Genomic DNA, 20,039 nt, shown 5'->3' on the forward strand with positions numbered 1-20,039 from the left:
ACGGAAAAGCGGTCAGGGCTATCAGGGTTTTGACTGCCGCTTCAGTCCGGACATCACGCTGGAAGAAGATTTACTGCGCCGCGACCTGACCATTAATGCCATGGCGCAGGACGATCATGGCAATATTATTGACCCTTACCATGGCCAGTCCGATCTGCAACAACGCTTATTACGCCACGTATCACCGGCGTTTGCTGAAGACCCGTTACGGGTGTTACGCGTTGCCCGTTTTGCTGCCCGTTTTGCTCCTCTGGGCTTCCGTGTTGCCGACGAAACAATGACCCTGATGCGTAATATGGTAAACGCTGGCGAACTGGATCATCTGGTGGCTGAACGTGTCTGGAACGAAACTCAACGGGCACTGGGTGAACAACAGCCGGAAGTGTATTTTCAGGTGCTGCGCGACTGCGGTGCATTAAAGGTCTGGTTCGCTGAAATCGATGCCCTGTTCGGCATTCCGCAACCGGAAAAACATCATCCGGAAATTGATTGCGGTATTCATGCACTGCTGTCGTTAAAAGCCGCAGCACAACTCAGCGACAGCATAGCTGTACGCTGGGCAGCCCTCAGTCATGATCTGGGTAAAGCACTGACACCAGAAGAAGAATGGCCACGTCATATTGCTCACGAAGCGCGCGGTAAAAAGCCGTTAAAAGCCCTGCATCAGCGCCTGAAAGCACCACGGGATGCAGCGGAATTAGCCGTGCTCAGCAGTGAATTTCATACCCATGTACACCGTGCCTTTGAACTGAAGGGCAGTACGCTGAATAAAGTCTTTAATCAGCTTGATGCCTGGCGCAAAAGTGAGCGTTTTGAACAGTTTTTACTGGTCTGCGAGGCGGATGCCAAAGGCCGTACCGGGCTGGAAAATGAGCCTTATCCACAGGCCGGTTATATGCGTGCGGCACTCAAAGAAGCGCTGAGTATTAATGCTCAGGATATGATCGCCCAAGGGCATCAGGGCGCAGCAATAAGAACCGCACTGAACGAAGCGCGGGACAAACATCTGCAACACTGGAAAACACAGCAGCAATTAAACGCTGAATAAAAACCGGTGTTAAAAACCGCTGTTAAAACCCGTCTAGCCGCGGGCAACAGAATTCTGGCTGGCGCGTACCGGATACAACGGCTGGTCGGTTAATGCCGGCCAGTAATGCGTCAGTGGTGTTCCGTCGGCAGGATCAACACCGTCAGGAAAAATATCCAGCAGCGGGCGTAAAACAAAAGCAAATTGCTGAATATCAGAGCGCGGCAATTGCAGCCCGGCAAAATCGCCGGCCAGATCATCAAACAATAAAATATCGATATCCAGCGCACGGGATGAATATTTCACCGCATCAGCGCTGCGGCCAAAATCAAATTCCAGCTGTTTTAAACCGGCCGCAAGTTCCGCCAGAGAACAGGCGCACTCAATTTCAACCACCAGATTAATAAAATCCGGGCCGTCGAAACCCATGGCCGGGGAACGATACCAGGGCGACACACGCAGCAATGAATACTGCTGACTCAGGCGCGCAATACCAGCCGCCAGATTCTGCTCAGCATCGATATTGGAACCTAAACCAAGGAACACCCGCGACATCAGCGCTTGTCTCCTGCCGGCTGATCACCGCGTTCAATGTACAGGCCAACCGCACGCGCCTGCGGCACAACCGCCGGTTTTTCTACCTGAATGCCCAGCCAGGGCATACCAAACTCTTTGCGCAGCGCCTCAGCCAGACGCTCCAGCAATGATTCCAGCAACTGGAAATGCTGCTCACGCACAAAACGCTCAATAAATTCGGTGACGGCCTGATAATTTAACGCGTGCATTAAATCGTCGGTGGCAGCCGCCAGACGAATATCCCAGGCCATTTCCAGATCGAAAATCAGCGGCTGGCGCACCTGTTTTTCCCAGTCGTAAACGCCGATAACGGCATCGACTTTTAAACCGCGGATAAACACCTTATCCATGCTCAGCACCACTTTCTGCGTTAGCGTCAGGCGCAACACAATCAACCGGCGTCAGACTGGTCATCGGCCAGCGCGGCACCACCGATACCGCCAGATCCGACTGCTCTCCAGCCACTAAGCGCTGGGTTCCGGCATAAGCAATCATGGCACCGTTGTCGGTACAGAGTTCCGGCCGCGGGTAAAATACCGCGCCGCCCAGAGCTTCTGCGGTGGTACGTAATTTTTCGCGCAGGCGTTTATTAGCACCGACACCGCCGGCAATAATCAGGCGGTTAATACCGGTTTGCTGCATCGCCCGTTTGCATTTAATCGCCAGCGTATCGACCACGGCCGCCTGAAAACAGGCAGAAATATCCGCTTTATCCTGATCCGCCAGTACACCATCGACCGCACATTCAAGAATGGTGGTACGTACCCGGGTTTTTAAGCCACTGAAGCTGAAATCCAAACCAGGACGGTCGGTCATCGGGCGCGGGAATTTAAAGCGTTTATCATCGCCCTGAGCCGCCAGAGCACTCAGCGCCGGACCGCCGGGATACGGCAGCCCCATCATTTTTGCGGCTTTATCGAAGGCTTCACCGGCCGCATCGTCAAGGGATTCGCCCAGCAGGCTGTAACGACCAATACCATCGACCTGCACCAGCTGGGTGTGCCCACCGGATACCAGCAACGCAATTAAAGGGAATGGTGGCGGATTATCTTCCAGCATGGGTGCCAGCAGGTGGCCTTCCATATGGTGAACACCAATTGCCGGCAGATCGAGTGCCCAGGCCAGGCTGCGGCCCAGACAGGCACCAACCAGCAAAGCACCCACCAGACCCGGGCCTGAGGTGTAGGCCACACCATCCAGATCTTTCAGTGTCAGGCCGGCTTCGTCCATCACTTCACGGATCAGCGGTAATGCTTTGCGCACATGGTCACGGGAAGCCAGTTCCGGCACCACGCCGCCATATTCGGCATGCAGTGCAATCTGAGAGTAAACCCGGTGCGCCAGCAAACCCTGCTTGCTGTCATACAGGGCGATGCCGGTTTCATCACAGGATGTTTCCAGACCTAAAACCCGCATAAATAATCTCTTCTCACACGATCTAACGAAGGGGCGCATGATACTGCCGCACCCCAGCCTGCGCCAGCCGCAATTCCCCGATCGGCCGGGATGCCCCGCCGGGGGCGCAGGAAAGACAGGATAATCTCCGCTACTCATCGGCCAGAACCCAGCAAATACGCGGGCTGCCGGTTGCCCGGGGTCAATCTGCAAACTACTCTTTGCAATCCACGGACAAAGGATTTAGAATGCCCGCCCTCTAACTGGGGCCTGTGGTTTCCCCATAAACAGACTGATTTAAAACGTAGGTGATTGGATGCCAGCTGTAAAAGTTAAAGAAAACGAACCGTTTGACGTCGCACTGCGTCGCTTCAAGCGTTCTTGCGAAAAAGCAGGCGTACTGTCTGAAGTACGTCGTCGTGAGCACTACGAGAAGCCAACCTGGATCCGTAAGCGCAAAGCGGCTGCCGCTGTTAAGCGTCACTTGAAGAAAGTGCAGCGCGAACAGCGCAAAATGACCCGCCTCTACTAAGAGCCGGGTTACGGGAAGAAAGGAGACCGCATGAGTACTCTGGTTGCTACCATTAAAGACGCTGTTAAAGCGGCAATGCGCGCCAAAGAAAAAGAGCGGCTGAATGCTCTGCGTTTAGCGCAGGCAGAATTCAAACGCGTAGAAGTCGATGAGCGAATTGAAATCGACGACGAGCGTGCTCTGGCTATTCTCGACAAAATGACCAAACAACGTCGTGACTCCATCGCGCAGTATTCTGCCGCCGGACGCGACGACCTGGCAGCGGTCGAGCAGTACGAAATTGATGTACTGAGCGAATTTCTGCCGGAAGCCTTGAGCGAAGAAGAGTTGGCCAAACTGGTGGCTGATGCGATTGCACAGTCCGGTGCTGCTTCAATGCAGGACATGGGCAAAGTCATGGGCATCCTGAAACCACAAGTGCAAGGTCGTGCCGATATGGCACAGATCAGTCAACTGGTGAAGTCTCAACTGGGCTGATTCTGCTCTGCAGGCAATAGAAGCGCTACCCATCCCGGTGTGTAGCGCTTTTGTCGTTTATACGGCTTAATCAAATATACGCTCAGCAACAGGCACCGCATTTATGGCAGGCCGCATACCCCAGTCTTTTATTGATGATCTGCTCGCCCGCGTCGATGTAATCGATGTGGTGGACAGTCGTGTCAAACTGAAAAAGACCGGCAAAAACTACTCCGCCTGCTGTCCTTTCCATAACGAAAAGTCGCCGTCGTTTACCGTCAGCCCGGACAAACAGTTTTATTACTGCTTTGGCTGCGGCGCTTCCGGCAGCGCGCTTAAATTCGTGATGGAATTCGATGGCTTGAGTTTTCCCGATGCGGTAGAAAAACTGGCCACCCAGGCCGGTATGGAAGTACCGAAAGAACAGGTCAGCTTCGAAGCCCGCCAGGAACAACAACACCAGCCACTGTTCGAGCTGATGCAGAAAGCCGGTGACTATTTTGAAAAAATGCTGCGCAGCCATGAACAGCGCGGCAAAGCTGTCGATTATTTAAAAAACCGTGGTTTATCCGGCAAGGCAGCCAAATTCTTCGGCATCGGCTACGCCCCGCCCGGCTGGGATAACCTGCAGAACTTTCTCGCCGCCAATGGCGAACGCGAGCTGATCAAACAACTGATCAGCTGCGGTATGCTGATTGAAAAAGAAGATGGCCGCACGTACGACCGTTTCCGCGACCGCATTATGTTTCCGATACGCGATGCCCGCGGCCGTTATATCGCTTTTGGTGGTCGCGTACTGGGTGACGAAAAACCCAAATATCTGAACTCGCCGGAAACCCCGATTTTCCAGAAAGGCCGCGAACTTTATGGCCTGTACGAAGCACGTAAAATCCGCCAGAAGCTGACCCGTATCGTCATCGTTGAAGGCTATATGGATGTGGTCGCGCTGGCCGAATTTGGCATTCATTACGCCGTGGCCACCCTTGGCACCGCTACCAGCGAGCACCACCTGCGGCGCTTATTTAAAGTCGTGCCGGAAGTGATTTTCTGCTTTGACGGCGATCGGGCCGGACGCACCGCCGCAGCGCGGGCGATGGAAACCGTATTACCGGTACTGGAAGACGGCGTACAGGCACGCTTTCTGTTTCTGCCCGATGGCGAAGACCCGGACACACTGGTTCGTCAGGAAGGCAAAGATGCCTTTGAACAGCGCCTGAATCAGGCCGTGCATCTGCCAGAATTTCTGTTCGACCACCTGAAAGAACAGGTCGACTTCGACACTCTGGATGGCAAAGCACGCCTTGATCAGCTGGCCGCCCCGTTAATTAATAAACTGCCGAAAAGCATGTTGCGCAGCCTGATGCGCAATAAACTGCGTGACGAACTGGGCGCCGACAGTGTCGCCCTCGACCGCCTTGAGTCATCGCCACCAGCAACAGCCGCCGTGGCGGAACAGGCACAATACGAAGAGCAGCTGCCTTCTTATCTGGACGATGAGCGGCACGAACCGCAGCCACCGCATCAGGATCACAGTGCCGACACCCTGGCACCACTGGTGCATAAAGCGCTGACCGCACTGGTCAAGCAGCCATCACTTTCAGCCGAGCTCGAACTCCCCGACACCGAGCCGGAGAGTGAGTACGAACGCCTGCTGATTGAAGTGCTGCGCAAGCTGAAACAGGCACCGCAACAAAGCAGTGTTGGTCTGCTTATTCAGTGGATCGGTTCGCCCTATCAGGCAGAACTGCAGCAACTGGCCGACAACCCCAACAGCCAGATGAAACCGACCGCGGCCGATATCGCCGTGGTGCTGAAACAGATGAGCGCGCGCAAACTCAGCGCCGAACTGCGCACTCTGACCAGCAAATTTGAACGCGGCGAGAAACTCAGCGACGAAGAAAAAGCCCGTAAACGCGAACTGCACCAGCAACTGCACAGCATTAACAAAAAGCGTGCGCGTATTTACGCCCGCCACTGAAAACAGACACTGAACAAAAAACAGACAAAGTGGCCGCAATACAGCAAAGAAAACGGCCGCAGGGACTTGAGATTTAACCAACAGCCCTTATATACAAAGAACTTCTGAATCCGGACAACAGCCGCTTTATAATGCTGCCGGATTCAATAAACGACTGCAGCAGCGCAGCAACCAACGTGACAGAGCCAAGAGGCCAGCATCGGCACATCCGGGCATATTTTCGCCAGGCCGATTTCCCACGTTAACTGACCTTGCTGAAGATAGTGAAGCAAGCAACCGAACCCTGCGGTTACAGGCACCGGCATCCGCAAAAACAGCGGAACCTAACGTCGTGCCTATGGCCTAAAGATCGGTTAAAAGTTATACTTCGGCGTTTTTCTTCCGCCTTAAAAAACGGAACACAGGGCTTCTATGTCAGCGAACACGCAACAATCCCGTCTTAAAGAACTTATCGCCAAAGGCAAAGAGCAGGGTTACCTGACTTATGCCCAGGTAAACGACCACCTGCCGGACGATATTGCCAATCCGGATCAGGTCGAAGACATCATCCGCATGATCAACGATATCGGTATTCCGGTATCTGAAGTTGCGCCCGATGGTGACTCACTGTTTATGTCTGATGCCGCCGATGACGCCGCAGCAGAAGAAGCGGCCGCTGCCCTGGCTCTGGTTGAATCCGACGTTGGCCGCACCACCGACCCTGTGCGTATGTATATGCGCGAAATGGGTACTGTGGAACTGCTGACCCGCGAAGGCGAAATCGTAATCGCCAAGCGTATCGAAGAAGGCATCCGCGAAGTGATGTCCGCTCTGGCTTACTATCCGGGCGCTGCTGAAACCATTCTGAACGCTTTCAGAGAAGCGGAAGAAGATCCGAACCGCGTTGGCGATATTTTCTCCGGTTTTATCGATCCGTCCGATGTTGATCCTGAGCCAGGCCCACAAGCCGGTCCGGAAGCCGCTGCTGCCGCAGAAGAAGCCGACGATGACAGCACCGATGACGACGACAGCACCGATGACAGCGAAGACAGCGGCATCGACATGGCCGAAGTTACCCGTCGTTTCGATGAAATCCGTGCAGCCCATGACGCCATGGAAAAATCTCTGGCCAAAAATGGTCGTGCGCACAAGAAAACCGAAGAAGCCCTCGCCAAACTGGCCGAGCTGTTCGCACCAATTAAACTGACGCCAAAATACTTCGACTCACTGGTTAACAGTGCACGCGATGCGCTGGATCTGATCCGTACCCAGGAACGTCAGATCATGGTGATGATGACCCGTAAGTGCGGCATGGACCGTAAAGACTTCATCAAAGAATTTCAGGGTAACGAAGTCAGCAACGAATGGATCGATGGCCTGATCGCTGCCGGTCACAGCTACTCGAAAAAACTCGACACCTACCGTCTGGAAATTTTCCGTTCGCAGAAGAAAATCCGCGCCGTTGAAGAACGCGTTGGTCTGAGCATTCCGGAAATTAAAGAAGTTAACCGTCGCGTATCCATCGGTGAAGCCCGCGCCCGTCGCGCCAAGAAAGAAATGGTTGAGGCCAACCTGCGTCTGGTTATTTCCATCGCTAAAAAATACACCAACCGTGGTCTGCAGTTCCTCGATCTGATTCAGGAAGGCAACATCGGTCTGATGAAAGCGGTAGATAAGTTTGAATACCGTCGTGGTTACAAGTTCTCCACCTACGCAACCTGGTGGATCCGTCAGGCGATCACCCGTTCTATCGCCGACCAGGCGCGCACCATCCGTATCCCGGTACATATGATTGAGACCATCAACAAGCTCAACCGTATCTCCCGTCAGATGCTGCAAGAGATGGGCCGCGAGCCGACGCCGGAAGAGCTGGCCGAACGCATGCTGATGCCGGAAGACAAGATCCGTAAAGTGCTGAAGATAGCCAAAGAGCCTATCTCCATGGAAACGCCGATCGGCGACGATGAAGATTCGCATCTGGGTGATTTCATCGAGGATACCACCCTTGAGCTGCCGCTGGACTCTGCCACCACCGAGAGCCTGCGTGCCGCCACTCACGACGTTCTGGCTGGCCTGACCGCTCGTGAAGCGAAAGTCCTGCGTATGCGTTTCGGTATTGATATGAACACCGACCACACGCTGGAAGAAGTGGGTAAACAGTTCGACGTTACCCGTGAACGTATTCGTCAGATCGAAGCGAAGGCGCTGCGTAAACTGCGCCACCCGAGCCGTTCTGAAGTGCTGCGTAGCTTCCTGGACGATTAATCGCCCCGGCCAATGTGAAAAAGCTCCCTTTTGGGAGCTTTTTTTTGCCCATTATCCGCGCAGGAACGGTAGGCCGGATAAGGCGTTTACGCCGCCATCCGGCAATCTGCACGGGTTCTGCCGGATGGCACTTCGTTTATCCGGCCTACAGGCCTCGCGCCTTCAGCGCCACATCCAGCGCCTGATATGCCTCAACCAGCTTATCCAGCGTAATCCGGCTCAACCCGCTCGGGTTCGGCAGCACCCACACTTCGGTATTGCCAATCTTATACGTCTGCTTCCCCCACGTCGCGCCCCGCTGCCCCAGACCACGCTCAAAGGCCTGCTTACCGAGCACCGCCAACGCAGCAGGCCGATAGTGCTCAACCTTCTCAATCAGCGCCTGGCCGCCGCTGCGCAGCTCCTGTAAGGTCACTTCCGTCGCCTGTACCGTCGGGCGCTCCACCAGCTTGGTCACACCACAGCGAAAGTCGAGCATCTGCGCCGCCTCTTCCGGTTTCAGCTGACGCTCGGTAAATCCCGCCAGATGCAGCACCTTCCAGAAACGGTTCGCAGGATGCGCAAAGGGATAGCCCAGAGAAGACGAAGACAGCCCCGGGTTGATACCGCAAAACAGCACCCGCAGCCCCGAATCGATAACGTCCTTAACCATAATAACCCCTACCAATACAACGTGAGACGAGTATAACGAATTGAAAATGCATTGTTTATAAAAACAGCATGTGCGCGCTTAGCGCTGGATTGGCGGGCGCTGTTACTTTATAATCGTCGGCTATCATGGCCCCTTAGCTCAGTGGTTAGAGCAGGCGACTCATAATCGCTTGGTCGTTGGTTCAAACCCAACAGGGGCCACCAAATTTTAGCTTTATAATCATATTGTTAAGCCATCCTAAACGGGATGGCTTTTTTATTATGAAGCGCACGGCCCCTTTTAGTCCCCTAGGCTTCAGAATTTAGGTATTTTGCCCTGTCGTTCATCCCGTAACTGCTTTACCCATCGCGTCATGGTAGAAAGCCCCAGGTCCATACCACTGGCCGTAGCTGCAACGGTGTAGTTCTGATCAAGAGCCAGTTGAGCGGATTCGCGTTTAAACTCTGCGCTGAAATTTCTTTTTTTCATTGAGGCACCGGTAATGTTCTGAGATGAGCATATCGCCTCTATCAGGTGTCTAAATTCAGTAAACCACTACACTATGCGTAAATGGTACACAATACCGAGCACCTCTTGTGAGCAGTATCAGGGCGAACTAGAATGAAGGCATCAACTATGAGGCTCTCCCCATGACAAAGAAAACAGCGCATCCTTTGGTCACTAAAAAGCAACTCTTCCGCACCGTTGCCAGCTCTACCGCAATTGAAACCGGCGTTTCTGTGGAGAAAATCGAGCAACAGCTCAAACGCTTTCAGGCACAGGCTAAAGCGGTTGGTTTGGCTCGTTAATCAGGCAGAATATCGCTAACCAGCCGGATCATGGGGGCAAAATTACCTGACACACCAGCCTGAATCGCCTTGAAGTAAAATGCTTTATGCTCATCCCATAAGCTGTAATCCAGCACCCCGACACCCGCCTGAACCGCCAGTACATCAAAAAGTAAGCGCGACAAACGTCCGTTACCTTCCCGAAAGGGATGGATCAAAATAAATTCCACGTGGCATTCCGCCAAAAAACCAGCCAGCTCGGCGCGGGACAATGTGTTCAATTCCGTGAAGCGGGAAAGGTATTGTTTTTCAAAGCCTGCAATCAGCACTGGGATCCTGTCCGCAGCGGCAAACTGAAACCCATCTTTTGCAAGGTTCGCGTTACGGAGTTTTCCAGCCCAGTCATAGACATTACCTAACCATTTTCGGTGCCACTCGCGGATATGCTCAAAGCTCAACGTTGCAGGTAGTTGCTGACTGATAAAAAGCTGCTCATACAACATGAGCAGCAGCCCTGACTCCAGAGTATCCATTTCAGCAGCATCGATAATGTTCAGCTTGTTCGCTAAAACCAAATCATCCGAACCAGGCTGATAACGTTCTTCTGCGGTATTAAGCTCATATTTTGACAAGCATTACCTCCATCCGAACTCGTTCAAGACATTGTGTTCCTACTGCCGTTGATCGCTACTGAACTGGCCGATTAACCACTCCTCTATGACTTAATTCTGTGAGGTTTTACCACCTGTGCACTAGCTGAAAGCATAATTATTATTTCATAACCAACATCCGGTAAGAAAGGTATCTCATCCTGCTGGCTAGAAGGGAGAGATACTAACGACAGGACATCGGTACTTAACTTTTCAGATTCTGTTTACCCATATTTTATTGCCTTACAACATCCCTCAGCGCGCAATCATCGGCATCACCACGCTCTTAAGTACCTTATCCGCACCATACCGCGTCAAATGCTGCGGGTCTTTGTAATAAATATGCGTGTTTTCCGCAAAGCGGCAGGTCGCAGCGTCGCACAGCGCATCCTTCAGGCTGGCGAATTCGGCGTTCAGCTGCGTCGATACCTTGCTGAGCAGCACCGTACTGGCGTCAGGCTCAACGCTATCGTGACCAACCACTTCACACATCCCGGCGCTTTGCGGGTTAGCGTAGGCAAACGCCCGGCTAAAGCAGCGCATCACCCGTTTGGGCGGGGAGAAATTCATCATCGGTACATCGCCCAGCACAATCACTCGTTTCCCCATCTGCTGCAAGCGGGTGATGCTCTCCGTCAGCCCCTGCTGCAGCGCCTGAGCGGGGTCTAAAGACGGCGTGGATTCAGACTGCCAGGGCGCTTTCCCCGCCATCAACCCGGACTGCCAGAAACCGGTAAGAATCACCGTCGAAATCTGCTTGTCCTGCGCCAGATAGCTGTCGACATCAAGCTTGAAGGCTCGGCACTGCGCGTCATGCAGCGGCCATCCGGCGGCCAGTCGGTACACGCCGGATAGCGGCGCACAGGACGATTTCGCGAAAATCACCGGCGTCAGATGCTGGTCGTGCGCCAGCTTGCGAAACGCCGCGGCCAGCGCACCAGCATGGCTATCGCCTATCAGCGCGATTTTCTCCTGCGCACCGCCGCCGGTACAGCGAGGGGTGGCGGTCAGCAGGATATTACCGTAGGAGGTCATGCAGCTGTCTTCCGCTTCTTCTATCTCCGTCTGCATCTGGGTAAAACTCGCTGGCCAACGCTCAGGAAAGCCCTTTTGCAGCCAGGTAGTCGCAAATACCACCGTCAGCAGGCCCATCGCCATCCCGTAGCGCCAGAATACGCGGGATGGCGGCAGCTGTGCCGCCCGAAACGGTTTCTCAATGATGTAGTAGCTTATCGTCGCCAGCAGGAAAGAAAGCGCAATCAGCAGTACTCGCATCCCGGTTCCCGGCTCCGCCTCACAGAGATAGTGATAAAGGCTGATAACCGGCCAGTGCCAGAGGTAGAGCGAGTAGGAAATTAGCCCAATAAAACGCAGCGGTTTCCAGGACAATAGCCGACGGTTGAGCAGCGCCGTCTGCCCATCCAGCAGCAGCACGGCGCCGATCACCACCGGCAGCGCGCCAACGCCCGGGAATGAGGTCTGGTCATCGTAAAATAGCGCGCACAGGATTATCAGCAAAACACCTGAAGTAGACTTCAGGTTATCTGCCCTGGCTGAAAAAGCGGCAGGAAAGTGGGTATGCGCCATCCCCAGCAGCGCGCCGGCAAAAAGCTCCCAGGCGCGAAACGGCGTCAAAAACCATGCGCTATGTGGGATCTGCAGCGTCCCGGCGGCGGCAATGGCAAAACAGAGCAGCGTGACGCTCCCCATCAATAAAAAAGAGAGTTTTTTATCAAACCGCGTCAGCGCAAGAATCAGCAGCGGCGCGAGAAAATAGAACTGCTCTTCCACCCCCAGCGACCAGGTCATCAGCAAAGGGTTATGCTCGGCGCTGGGGCTGAAATAGTCGATAGAATTCCACAACGTGACGTTAGAGACCGACAGCAGCGTCGCCGCCGCATCGCGGCCTAATTTTCTGAAGTCCGCGGGCGTCGAGATAAAAAACATCACCAGCCACACCGCAATCACTACGGCGATCAGCGCAGGCAGAATTCGCTTAATTCGGCGAACATAAAACTGTCGCCACGAGAAATGCCCCGCCAGCTTACTTTGATAAATATGGCCGCCGATCAGATAGCCTGAAATCACGAAGAAAACATCGACGCCGACAAATCCACCGGGGAATCCAAGCCCAAAGTGAAAAAGCACCACAAGGAGGACGGCGAGCGCGCGCAGCCCATCAATATCGGCACGATATTTAACGGTAAGGTTCATATTTATCTCTGGATGCAGGGGAGTCATCGCTAAAAACATCATTCGTATGATGATGTTTTTAATAATATTTTTTATTAAAAATGGTCTTTCTTAGCGGAATTATAAAAGGGGGGGGAGGATGTCTCAAGAAAGGGCGGCTGTTTTCAGATTAATTGCAAAACGAGGTACTTTGCGCTCTCACCGCCTTCGCGAGAGCGCCGCCGTCGAGGGCTTATACCAGCGCGCGAAGCTCTTCGCGCATGTAATCGGAGAAGTATTCCGGGTTTTTAATCAGCATATGGTCGCCGGAATCCACCTTATCGGCCCAGCCAGCAACTTTCTGGGTAAAGCCAGCATTCCAGCCTTCACGCTCGCCCCGCGCCGTAATGTCGGCCGCGCTCGCGGGCACGCCCAGCTCTTTTAAATATTTCAGAATTCCCTTCGCTGTACTTTCGTCCATGGACTGTGGCACCGGCTCAGACGTATTCATACCACCAATAAAATCCAACGCTTTATCAATGACTGCTGGCATATTCTTGTCCTTAAATTAACCACGTAGTAAACAAGTCTATACTATGGACTGGAATCGAGCGGAATTTCAAAGAAACCGCTCACGTTCTTGCATTTTTTCGTGAGCTGTCACCCTTTTGGCCGCCGTTTGCGCAAAAAAAAGCCGGCGCATCGGCGCCGGCAGGTGATGTTGAATGACAATCAGACGTTAGCCGCCGGGTTCTGCTCCGCGCTGGATTTGCTGTTTTCCAGCATCCGACGCACCGGAACAATCAGCACGCATAATACGGCAGCACAGATCAACAGCGCGATAGAGCAGCGGGCGAACAGGTCCGGCAGCATATCCAACTGGTCGGCCTTCACGTGGCCGCCAATCAGGCCAGCCGCCAGGTTACCCAGCGCGCTGGCGCAGAACCACAGCCCCATCATCTGGCCGCGCATTCTTTCCGGGGCCAGCAGCGTCATGGTCGCCAGACCAATCGGGCTGAGGCACAGCTCGCCCAGCGTCAGCATCAGAATACTGCCCACCAGCCACATTGGCGAAACGCCAGCGCCGCCGCTGTTCAGTACGTTCTGCGCCGCCATCATCATCAGGCCAAAGCCCGCCGCCGCGCACAGAATACCAATCACAAACTTGGTGATACTGCCCGGGCGCACGTTCTTACGCGCCAGCGCAGGCCAGGCCCAGCTGAATACCGGCGCCAGCAGGATGATAAACAGGGCGTTAATCGACTGGAACCACACGGCTGGGATCTCAAAATCACCGATCATGCGGTTGGTGTAGTCGTTGGCAAACAGGTTGAAGGAAGTCGGTTTCTGCTCAAAGGCAGACCAGAAGAACGCCGCGGAAACCAGCAGAATAAAGCATACCAGCAGACGGGCACGTTCTTTACGGCTCAGGCCGGCAAAGGCGAACAGATAGATAAAGTACAGCGCTACCGATGCGGCAATCACGTACACCAGCACGCTCGCCACCGCCACCGGGTTAATGACAATCACGCCCTGAGCAATCAGGGTGATAATAACCGCCACGCCCACGGCCAGCGCCAGCAGCCATGCGCCTACGCCGTTCTTCTTCACCACCGGGCTGTTCCAGGTGGAGTCCAGCCCCACTTCGCTGTCGTAGCGTTTCATCGCCGGAACCGCAAACACGCGGAAGATAACCAGCGCCACCAGCATCCCGATACCGCCGATGCCAAAGCCCCAGTGCCAGCCGTGTGATTTAATCAGCCAACCGGAAATCAGCGGCGCGATAAACGACCCCATATTGATGCCCATATAAAACAGCGAGAAGCCGCCGTCGCGGCGGGCATCGCCTTTTTTATACAGCGTACCGACCATCACCGAGATACAGGTTTTGAACAGGCCCGACCCCAGAACGATAAACATTAAGCCGATAAAGAACAGGTTGTCGCCCATAAAGGCAGACAGCGCAATCGCCAGGTGGCCCAGCGCAATCAGAATGGAGCCGTACCACACCGCTTTTTGCTGGCCAAGCCAGTTATCCGCCAGCCAGCCGCCCGGCAGCGCCGCCAGGTACATGGTGCCGGCAAAGATCCCGACAATCGCCGATGCGTTTTCGCGCGCAAGTCCCATACCGCCGTCATAAACGGTGGCTGCCATGAACAGGATCAGTAATGGACGGATGCCGTAAAACGAGAAGCGCTCCCACATTTCGGTAAAGAACAGCGAACCCAACGGATAGGGATGACCGAAAAAAGTTCGGCTTTCGTTTTTATTAACAGAGGAATGCATAATCTCTCCAGAGAAGGTGCGTCGTAACGCAGGTCAGTCGTGTAAGCAGGCTAGCCATTTTCTAATTTTGTCGATGTTTTACATTCGACCAGGTATTTTTTAACCATTTGATAACCATAATATGGTCATGTCTAGCCCCTGCCCCGCTATTTTTAGATGAAAACTCGACAAACATCTACTTTTATAGATTTTGTATTGGCAGAAGGCATTAGGTGATTGACATCACAATATCATACAGGAATTGGTTTATTTACTTTATAAAACAATGAATTATTAAATTAAGGCAACAGAAAATCACCGGCATTTACGCGCAAAATAAAAGTATAAAAAGTAGGGAAAAGACGCTCTTAAGTGGATAGTTCAGGATAAGCGTCGATTAGTCTCGTAGAGATGAAAAGGGCAAAAGTCATGGCGCAAGCATGCGCCATTGGCAGAACCGCTGGCCGTGGGAGAACCCGCGGTGGCATGGGCTTACTTCGCGTGCCAGTAAGCGCTTGAGCGGACCAGCTGCGGGTCCATCGCGTCGGTCACAAATCCATCGGTCAGCTGTTTAACCACCTTCCCTTCACCGGTCAGCCAGATGAAATAGTCGGACTCCGGTACCTTAAGCTGCGCCAGCCGGGCAGCGACGGCCGCCGCGTTATAGTCGCTAATCCATTCGATATTGAACTCGTCAAAATCGGCCAGATAGGCTTTATCGGCCACATCACGCACCATCACCAGCGCGGTGACCTGCGGGCGCTGCGCCAGCGCGCGTAAAGACGTCAGACGGCGACGCAGCGCCGGCATACCGGTTTCATCGCACACATACAGCTGCCAGGCATAATCTTCCGGCACCACCAGCGAACCACGCGGCCCGCCGAGCGTCAGCGTATCACCCGCTTTGGCATTCATCGCCCACCGGCTAGCCACGCCGCCGTCGTGAATAAAGAAGTCATAGGCCAGCTCGTGGCGTTCGGCGTCGTACAGCGGGGTATAGTCGCGCGCCTGCGGACGCACGCCGTCGGCCCAGACGATGCCTTCATCAGTCATCGTCGGCGGCGTAATTTTTGCCCCAGCTTCCGGGAAGAACAGCTTGGTGTGATCGTCAAAACCGCGCGAACTAAAGCCTTCCAGCGCCTCGCCGCCCAGCACCACGCGTTGGAATGCCTCGCCAATGCGCTCAACGCGCAGTACGGTCAGTTCACGAAAACGGAGTTCATTGCGCACGCGCTGTGGGTACTTTTTCTCTTTCATGGAGCGTCTCTCTCGCAAATAGATATATCTAAATATTTTGCAAATGATAATGATTGCCAATTAAGAAGAAAGCAAGCAGTTTTTATGATATAGATGCAGACAAGAACAAAAAAATCACACATAAAAACAAATGCGATTAATATCAACAAGATAAAAAATTAAATATTTTCGATATTGCTAAAGACATACATTTAGATATAAATTAGATATATCTAAATGACAAGAAGGATAGAACAATGAGACCTTTCTCTGATACTGAACATCGCGGCCGTGGCGGTCGTGGTCATTGTGGTGAGCGCGGCGGGCGCGGTGAAGGCCACGGCGGCGGGCGGCGTCAACGCTTCTTCGGCCACGGCGAGCTGCGTCTGGTGATCCTCAGCATTCTGCAGGACAGCGCCAGCCACGGCTATGAGCTGATTAAAGCCATTGAAACCCTGACCAAGGGGAACTACAGCCCCAGCCCGGGCGTGATCTACCCCTCGCTCGATCTGCTTCAGGACCAGGGGCTGATTACGGTTCAGGAAGAAGACGGTGGGCGCAAGAAAATCGCCATTACCGCCGAAGGCAAGCAAACGCTGGAAGAGAGCCAGGAGCATCTGGAGCATATCCGCGCCCGGATGAAGGCCAGAATGGTGGGCCACGAGCTGCGTAAAAATCCGCAGATGAAACGGGCGCTGGACAACTTTAAGGCCGTACTGGACCTGAAGGTTAATCAGGGCGAGACCAGCGACGCGCAGCTGAAGCAGATTATCGGTATCATCGACCGCGCGGCGCTGGAGATCTCACAGCTGGATTAATGCAGAACGGTGACGGCATCCTGCAGCCGGCTGGCGCGATGTTTGACCATCGCCGATACATTGGCGCTTTCCGCCACCAGCCCGGCATTCATCTGGGTGATCTCATCAAGTTTCGCCACGGCCCGGGTTAATCCCGACAGCCCGGTGGCCTGTTCGGACGTCGACTGGCTAATCTGCGCAATCAGTTGGGTGACATTCTGCACCTGCGAGACAATGTCATCCATCGTGCGCCCCGCAGCGTGCACCTGCTCAGAACCGGACTGCACCTTGCTGGCGCTGGCCGCGATCAGTTGACGAATTTCGTTCGCCGCCGTCGCGCTGCGGCTGGCCAGATGGCGCACCTCTCCGGCGACCACCGCAAAACCTTTCCCCTGCTCGCCCGCCCGCGCCGCTTCTACCGCCGCATTCAGCGCCAGAATGTTGGTCTGGAAGGCGATATCGTTGATCAGCGTGGTGATCGAGCCGATACGCTGCGTGCTATCGGCAATCTCTTCCATGGTCTGCACCACCCGATGCATCGCTTGCCCTCCCTGCGACGCCGCGCCGCTGGCGGCCAGCGACAGCTTGTCGGCCTCGGCAGCGGTCTGGGAATTATTCTGTACCGAAGCCGCCATCTGGCTCATGGTAGCCACGGTTTGCTGGACGTTCACCACCGTTTCCTGCGTACGCTGGTTGAGGTCTTCGTTACCGCGCGCCAGAATGTCGCTACCGTCGCTGACGCTGCTCACCTGGCTGGAGACGTCGTTAATCAGCCAGCGGCACATCAGGCCCAGCTGGCCGACGGCGCGCAGCAGCAGCCCCAGCTCATCGCTGCGTTTTAGATGATCCACGCTGTTGCGCTCGCCGGTGGCGACGCTCAGCGCCTGACGGGCGACGTTCTCAATCGGGCGGATAATCTGCCATTCCAGCACCGCCGTCGTCAGCAGTCCGATCATCACCGAGACCAGTATCGCCGCTACCGGCGCGCCCAGCGTCAGCAGACTCGCGGCCAGCAGCAGGTAGAATCCCAGCATCACGCTTCGGGTGCGCCAGCGCAGCGGGATTGCCGCCAGCTTGCCCCACCAGCGCTTGCTGATGACGAGGCCTTTGTCGAAGCGCTGGTTACTGCGCCCTTCCCGCAGCGCCTGATACAGCGGTTCAGCGGCGGCGATCTCCTCGGCGGAAGCCATCGTACGGATCGACATATAGCCGATCGTTTTGCCATTACGCACCTGTGGGATAGCGTTCGCTCGCACCCAGTAGTGGCCGCCGGTTTTGGGTCGATTTTTGACGATCCCGCTCCAGGGCTCGCCCTGTTTGAGCGTGTTCCACATGTCGGCAAACGCCGCTTTCGGCATATCAGGATGGCGCACCAGATTGTGCGGCTGGCCGTGCATCTCTTCGCGGCTGTAGCCGCTCACTTTCACAAAGGCATCGTTAACGTGGGTGATGTAGCTGTTGAGGTCGGTGGTCGACATAAGCGTGGTGCGCTCGTCCAGCGGCGATGAGGACGGGCTGAAGTCGGACAGGGTAGACATACGGACATCCTTTTCAGGTGCGGAAAGAAAATGTATTACAATTGTTATATCGGAGAGGATTTAATTAACCTTAATTGTTAATTTTGCGTTAGATCGCAAAACGAATAAAAACCCTACCTTTTTTATGGCCCGCTTCACTGCGCAATGATGGCGCAAAACGTGCCCCGCCCTGGCGCAGCCCGCCCATCCACGCGGCACGCGTCAAACCGCTCCCCGCCCCGCTGGACGATTAAATATTGTACACAACCGGTTTCCCCTGGCATTTATCCCGATTTTCACCGCCTGCTCTGAAGTGGCGTAATCCCTGCAATACTTAAATCAGTATCGTGTGATACGTGATCCCCAGGAGCTCATTTTGAACAGGTTACCTTCCAGCGCCTCGGCCTTGGCCTGCAGCGCGCACGCACTGAATCTCATTGAAAAGCGAACGCTCGATCATGAGGAGATGAAAGCACTTAACCAGGAGGTCAGAGAGTACTTTAAAGAGCATGTGAATCCGGGCTTTTTAGCGTATCGAAAATCTGTAACTGCCGGTGGGGATTACGGAGCCGTAGAGTGGCAGGCGGGAGGGTTAAATACGCTTGTCGACACCCAGGGCCAGGAGTTTGTGGATTGCCTGGGCGGTTTTGGTATTTTCAACGTGGGGCACCGTAATCCAGTGGTGGTTTCCGCCGTACAGAATCAACTCGCTAAACAACCGCTTCACAGCCAGGAACTGCTGGACCCGCTTCGCGCGATGCTCGCGAAAACGCTGGCGGCGCTGGCGCCGGGCAAGCTGAAATACAGCTTCTTTAGCAACAGCGGCACCGAGTCGGTGGAAGCGGCGCTGAAGCTGGCGAAAGCTTATCAATCATCGCGCGGCAAATTTACCTTTATCGCCACCAGCGGCGCTTTCCACGGTAAATCGCTTGGCGCGCTGTCCGCAACCGCGAAATCCACCTTCCGTAAGCCGTTTATGCCGCTACTGCCGGGCTTCCGCCACGTGCCGTTCGGTAATATCGACGCCATGCGCACGATGCTGAGCGAGTGTCAGAAAACCGGCGACGACGTGGCGGCGGTGATCCTTGAGCCAATTCAGGGCGAAGGCGGCGTGATCCTGCCGCCGCAGGGATATCTGCCCGCGGTGCGTAAGTTGTGCGATGAGTTCGGCGCGCTGCTGATCTTTGATGAAGTGCAAACCGGCATGGGCCGCACCGGTAAAATGTTCGCCTGCGAGCATGAAAATGTGCAGCCGGACATCCTGTGTCTGGCGAAGGCGCTCGGCGGCGGCGTCATGCCGATAGGGGCGACGATTGCCACCGAAGAGGTGTTCTCAGTGCTGTTCGATAACCCGTTCCTGCACACCACCACCTTTGGCGGCAACCCGCTGGCCTGCGCGGCCGCGCTGGCGACCATCAACGTACTGCTCACCGAAAACCTGCCGGCGCAGGCGGAGCAGAAAGGCGATATCCTGCTGGACGGCTTCCGCAGCATGGCGCGTGACTATCCGGATCTGGTGCGTGAAGCGCGCGGCAGAGGGATGCTGATGGCGATTGAGTTTGTCGATAACGAAATCGGCTACAGCTTTGCCAGCGAGATGTTCCGCCAGCACGTGCTGGTCGCCGGGACGCTCAATAATGCCAGGACGATCCGCATTGAACCGCCGTTAACGCTGACGATGGAACAGTGCGACCAGGTGCTAACCGCGGCGCGTCAAGCGCTAGCTGCCCTGCGCGTCAGCCAGAATCAGGTGGCGACCGAGCAGTAAACTCACG

At 54.7% G+C, this 20,039-nt stretch carries 18 protein-coding genes, 1 tRNA gene and 1 pseudogene; 9 read left to right on the plus strand and 11 right to left on the minus strand.

Annotation, left to right across the window (positions count from 1 at the left end; all coding sequences use genetic code 11):
- Positions 1-1,048 (plus strand): multifunctional CCA addition/repair protein (locus ACK5JN_RS00670; RefSeq protein ID WP_416868380.1); only part of this gene is annotated, 1,048 nt, incomplete at its 5' end.
- A gap of 33 nt (positions 1,049-1,081) precedes the next feature.
- Here ACK5JN_RS00670 and folK read toward each other — a convergent pair.
- Genes folK through tsaD form a run of 3 tightly spaced genes read right to left on the minus strand, consistent with a single transcriptional unit; the run spans position 1,082 to position 3,019 of the window.
- Positions 1,082-1,582: a 2-amino-4-hydroxy-6-hydroxymethyldihydropteridine diphosphokinase gene (gene folK / locus ACK5JN_RS00675; protein WP_416868381.1), complete on the minus strand. Its 501-nt coding sequence runs from the start codon at positions 1,580-1,582 to the stop codon at positions 1,082-1,084.
- On the minus strand, positions 1,582-1,953 hold the full coding sequence (gene folB / locus ACK5JN_RS00680) for a dihydroneopterin aldolase (RefSeq protein WP_145466427.1): 372 nt from the start codon (positions 1,951-1,953) through the stop codon (positions 1,582-1,584). Before folB ends, folK begins: the two co-directional genes overlap by 1 nt.
- The gene (gene tsaD / locus ACK5JN_RS00685; protein WP_416868382.1) at positions 1,946-3,019 is read right to left on the minus strand and encodes a tRNA (adenosine(37)-N6)-threonylcarbamoyltransferase complex transferase subunit TsaD; all 1,074 of its coding nucleotides are present in this window, start codon (positions 3,017-3,019) and stop codon (positions 1,946-1,948) included. Before tsaD ends, folB begins: the two co-directional genes overlap by 8 nt.
- A gap of 295 nt (positions 3,020-3,314) precedes the next feature.
- On the opposite strand from tsaD, the gene rpsU reads away from it, so the two are divergent.
- The 4 genes from rpsU to rpoD all read left to right on the plus strand — a co-directional run bounded on the left by rpsU (position 3,315) and on the right by rpoD (position 8,208).
- Complete coding sequence (gene rpsU / locus ACK5JN_RS00690; RefSeq protein ID WP_145466429.1) at positions 3,315-3,530, plus strand: 30S ribosomal protein S21; 216 nt, start codon at positions 3,315-3,317, stop codon at positions 3,528-3,530.
- Between the two features lie 30 nt (positions 3,531-3,560).
- A complete protein-coding gene (locus ACK5JN_RS00695) occupies positions 3,561-4,007 on the plus strand; it encodes a GatB/YqeY domain-containing protein (RefSeq protein WP_145466430.1) in 447 nt (148 codons plus the stop codon).
- Positions 4,008-4,110: 103 nt separating this feature from the next.
- The gene (gene dnaG / locus ACK5JN_RS00700) at positions 4,111-5,964 is read left to right on the plus strand and encodes a DNA primase (RefSeq protein ID WP_416868383.1); all 1,854 of its coding nucleotides are present in this window, start codon (positions 4,111-4,113) and stop codon (positions 5,962-5,964) included.
- A gap of 411 nt (positions 5,965-6,375) precedes the next feature.
- Positions 6,376-8,208 (plus strand): RNA polymerase sigma factor RpoD, encoded by a 1,833-nt coding sequence (gene rpoD, locus ACK5JN_RS00705; RefSeq protein WP_416868384.1) that lies wholly within the window; start codon positions 6,376-6,378, stop codon positions 8,206-8,208.
- Between the two features lie 145 nt (positions 8,209-8,353).
- Here the strand turns inward: rpoD and mug are convergent, their stop codons facing one another.
- The gene (gene mug / locus ACK5JN_RS00710) at positions 8,354-8,860 is read right to left on the minus strand and encodes a G/U mismatch-specific DNA glycosylase (protein ID WP_416868385.1); all 507 of its coding nucleotides are present in this window, start codon (positions 8,858-8,860) and stop codon (positions 8,354-8,356) included.
- Positions 8,861-8,987: 127 nt separating this feature from the next.
- Between mug and ACK5JN_RS00715 the strand changes: the two genes are divergently transcribed.
- Positions 8,988-9,063, plus strand: a tRNA-Ile gene (locus ACK5JN_RS00715).
- A gap of 97 nt (positions 9,064-9,160) precedes the next feature.
- Here the strand turns inward: ACK5JN_RS00715 and ACK5JN_RS00720 are convergent.
- Positions 9,161-9,328: pseudogene (locus tag ACK5JN_RS00720) on the minus strand (transposase); the annotation flags it as partial.
- 161 nt (positions 9,329-9,489) lie between these two features.
- On the opposite strand from ACK5JN_RS00720, the gene ACK5JN_RS00725 reads away from it, so the two are divergent.
- Positions 9,490-9,648, plus strand: a complete 159-nt coding sequence (locus ACK5JN_RS00725) for a hypothetical protein (RefSeq protein ID WP_416868386.1) — start codon at positions 9,490-9,492, stop codon at positions 9,646-9,648.
- On the opposite strand, the gene ACK5JN_RS00730 is transcribed toward ACK5JN_RS00725, so the two are convergent.
- From ACK5JN_RS00730 to ACK5JN_RS00750, 5 genes are all read right to left on the minus strand, one after another.
- The gene (locus ACK5JN_RS00730) at positions 9,645-10,259 is read right to left on the minus strand and encodes a Fic/DOC family protein (protein ID WP_416868387.1); all 615 of its coding nucleotides are present in this window, start codon (positions 10,257-10,259) and stop codon (positions 9,645-9,647) included. The two genes, ACK5JN_RS00725 and ACK5JN_RS00730, sit on opposite strands and share 4 nt — an antisense overlap.
- Positions 10,260-10,532: 273 nt before the next feature.
- The gene (locus tag ACK5JN_RS00735) at positions 10,533-12,491 is read right to left on the minus strand and encodes an acyltransferase family protein (protein ID WP_416868388.1); all 1,959 of its coding nucleotides are present in this window, start codon (positions 12,489-12,491) and stop codon (positions 10,533-10,535) included.
- Between the two features lie 211 nt (positions 12,492-12,702).
- A complete protein-coding gene (locus ACK5JN_RS00740; RefSeq protein ID WP_416868389.1) occupies positions 12,703-13,002 on the minus strand; it encodes a DUF1889 family protein in 300 nt (99 codons plus the stop codon).
- Positions 13,003-13,181: 179 nt separating this feature from the next.
- Positions 13,182-14,735, minus strand: a complete 1,554-nt coding sequence (locus ACK5JN_RS00745) for a peptide MFS transporter (protein ID WP_416868390.1) — start codon at positions 14,733-14,735, stop codon at positions 13,182-13,184.
- A 471-nt stretch (positions 14,736-15,206) separates the two neighbouring features.
- Positions 15,207-15,971, minus strand: coding sequence for a siderophore-interacting protein (locus ACK5JN_RS00750; RefSeq protein ID WP_416868391.1), 765 nt, complete (start codon positions 15,969-15,971; stop codon positions 15,207-15,209).
- Between the two features lie 236 nt (positions 15,972-16,207).
- On the opposite strand from ACK5JN_RS00750, the gene ACK5JN_RS00755 reads away from it, so the two are divergent.
- Positions 16,208-16,768 carry a PadR family transcriptional regulator gene (locus tag ACK5JN_RS00755; protein ID WP_416868392.1) on the plus strand — a complete coding sequence of 187 codons (561 nt, stop codon included), beginning with the start codon at positions 16,208-16,210 and terminating at the stop codon, positions 16,766-16,768.
- On the opposite strand, the gene ACK5JN_RS00760 is transcribed toward ACK5JN_RS00755, so the two are convergent.
- Complete coding sequence (locus tag ACK5JN_RS00760; RefSeq protein WP_416868393.1) at positions 16,765-18,285, minus strand: methyl-accepting chemotaxis protein; 1,521 nt, start codon at positions 18,283-18,285, stop codon at positions 16,765-16,767. The genes ACK5JN_RS00755 and ACK5JN_RS00760 overlap by 4 nt on opposite strands.
- Positions 18,286-18,640: 355 nt before the next feature.
- Between ACK5JN_RS00760 and ygjG the strand changes: the two genes are divergently transcribed.
- Positions 18,641-20,032 carry a putrescine aminotransferase gene (gene ygjG / locus ACK5JN_RS00765; RefSeq protein ID WP_416868394.1) on the plus strand — a complete coding sequence of 464 codons (1,392 nt, stop codon included), beginning with the start codon at positions 18,641-18,643 and terminating at the stop codon, positions 20,030-20,032.
- Positions 20,033-20,039 lie beyond the last annotated feature (7 nt).

The organism is Kluyvera sp. (assembly GCF_047971185.1).
In the GTDB taxonomy this organism is placed as follows: Bacteria; Pseudomonadota; Gammaproteobacteria; order Enterobacterales; family Enterobacteriaceae; genus Kluyvera.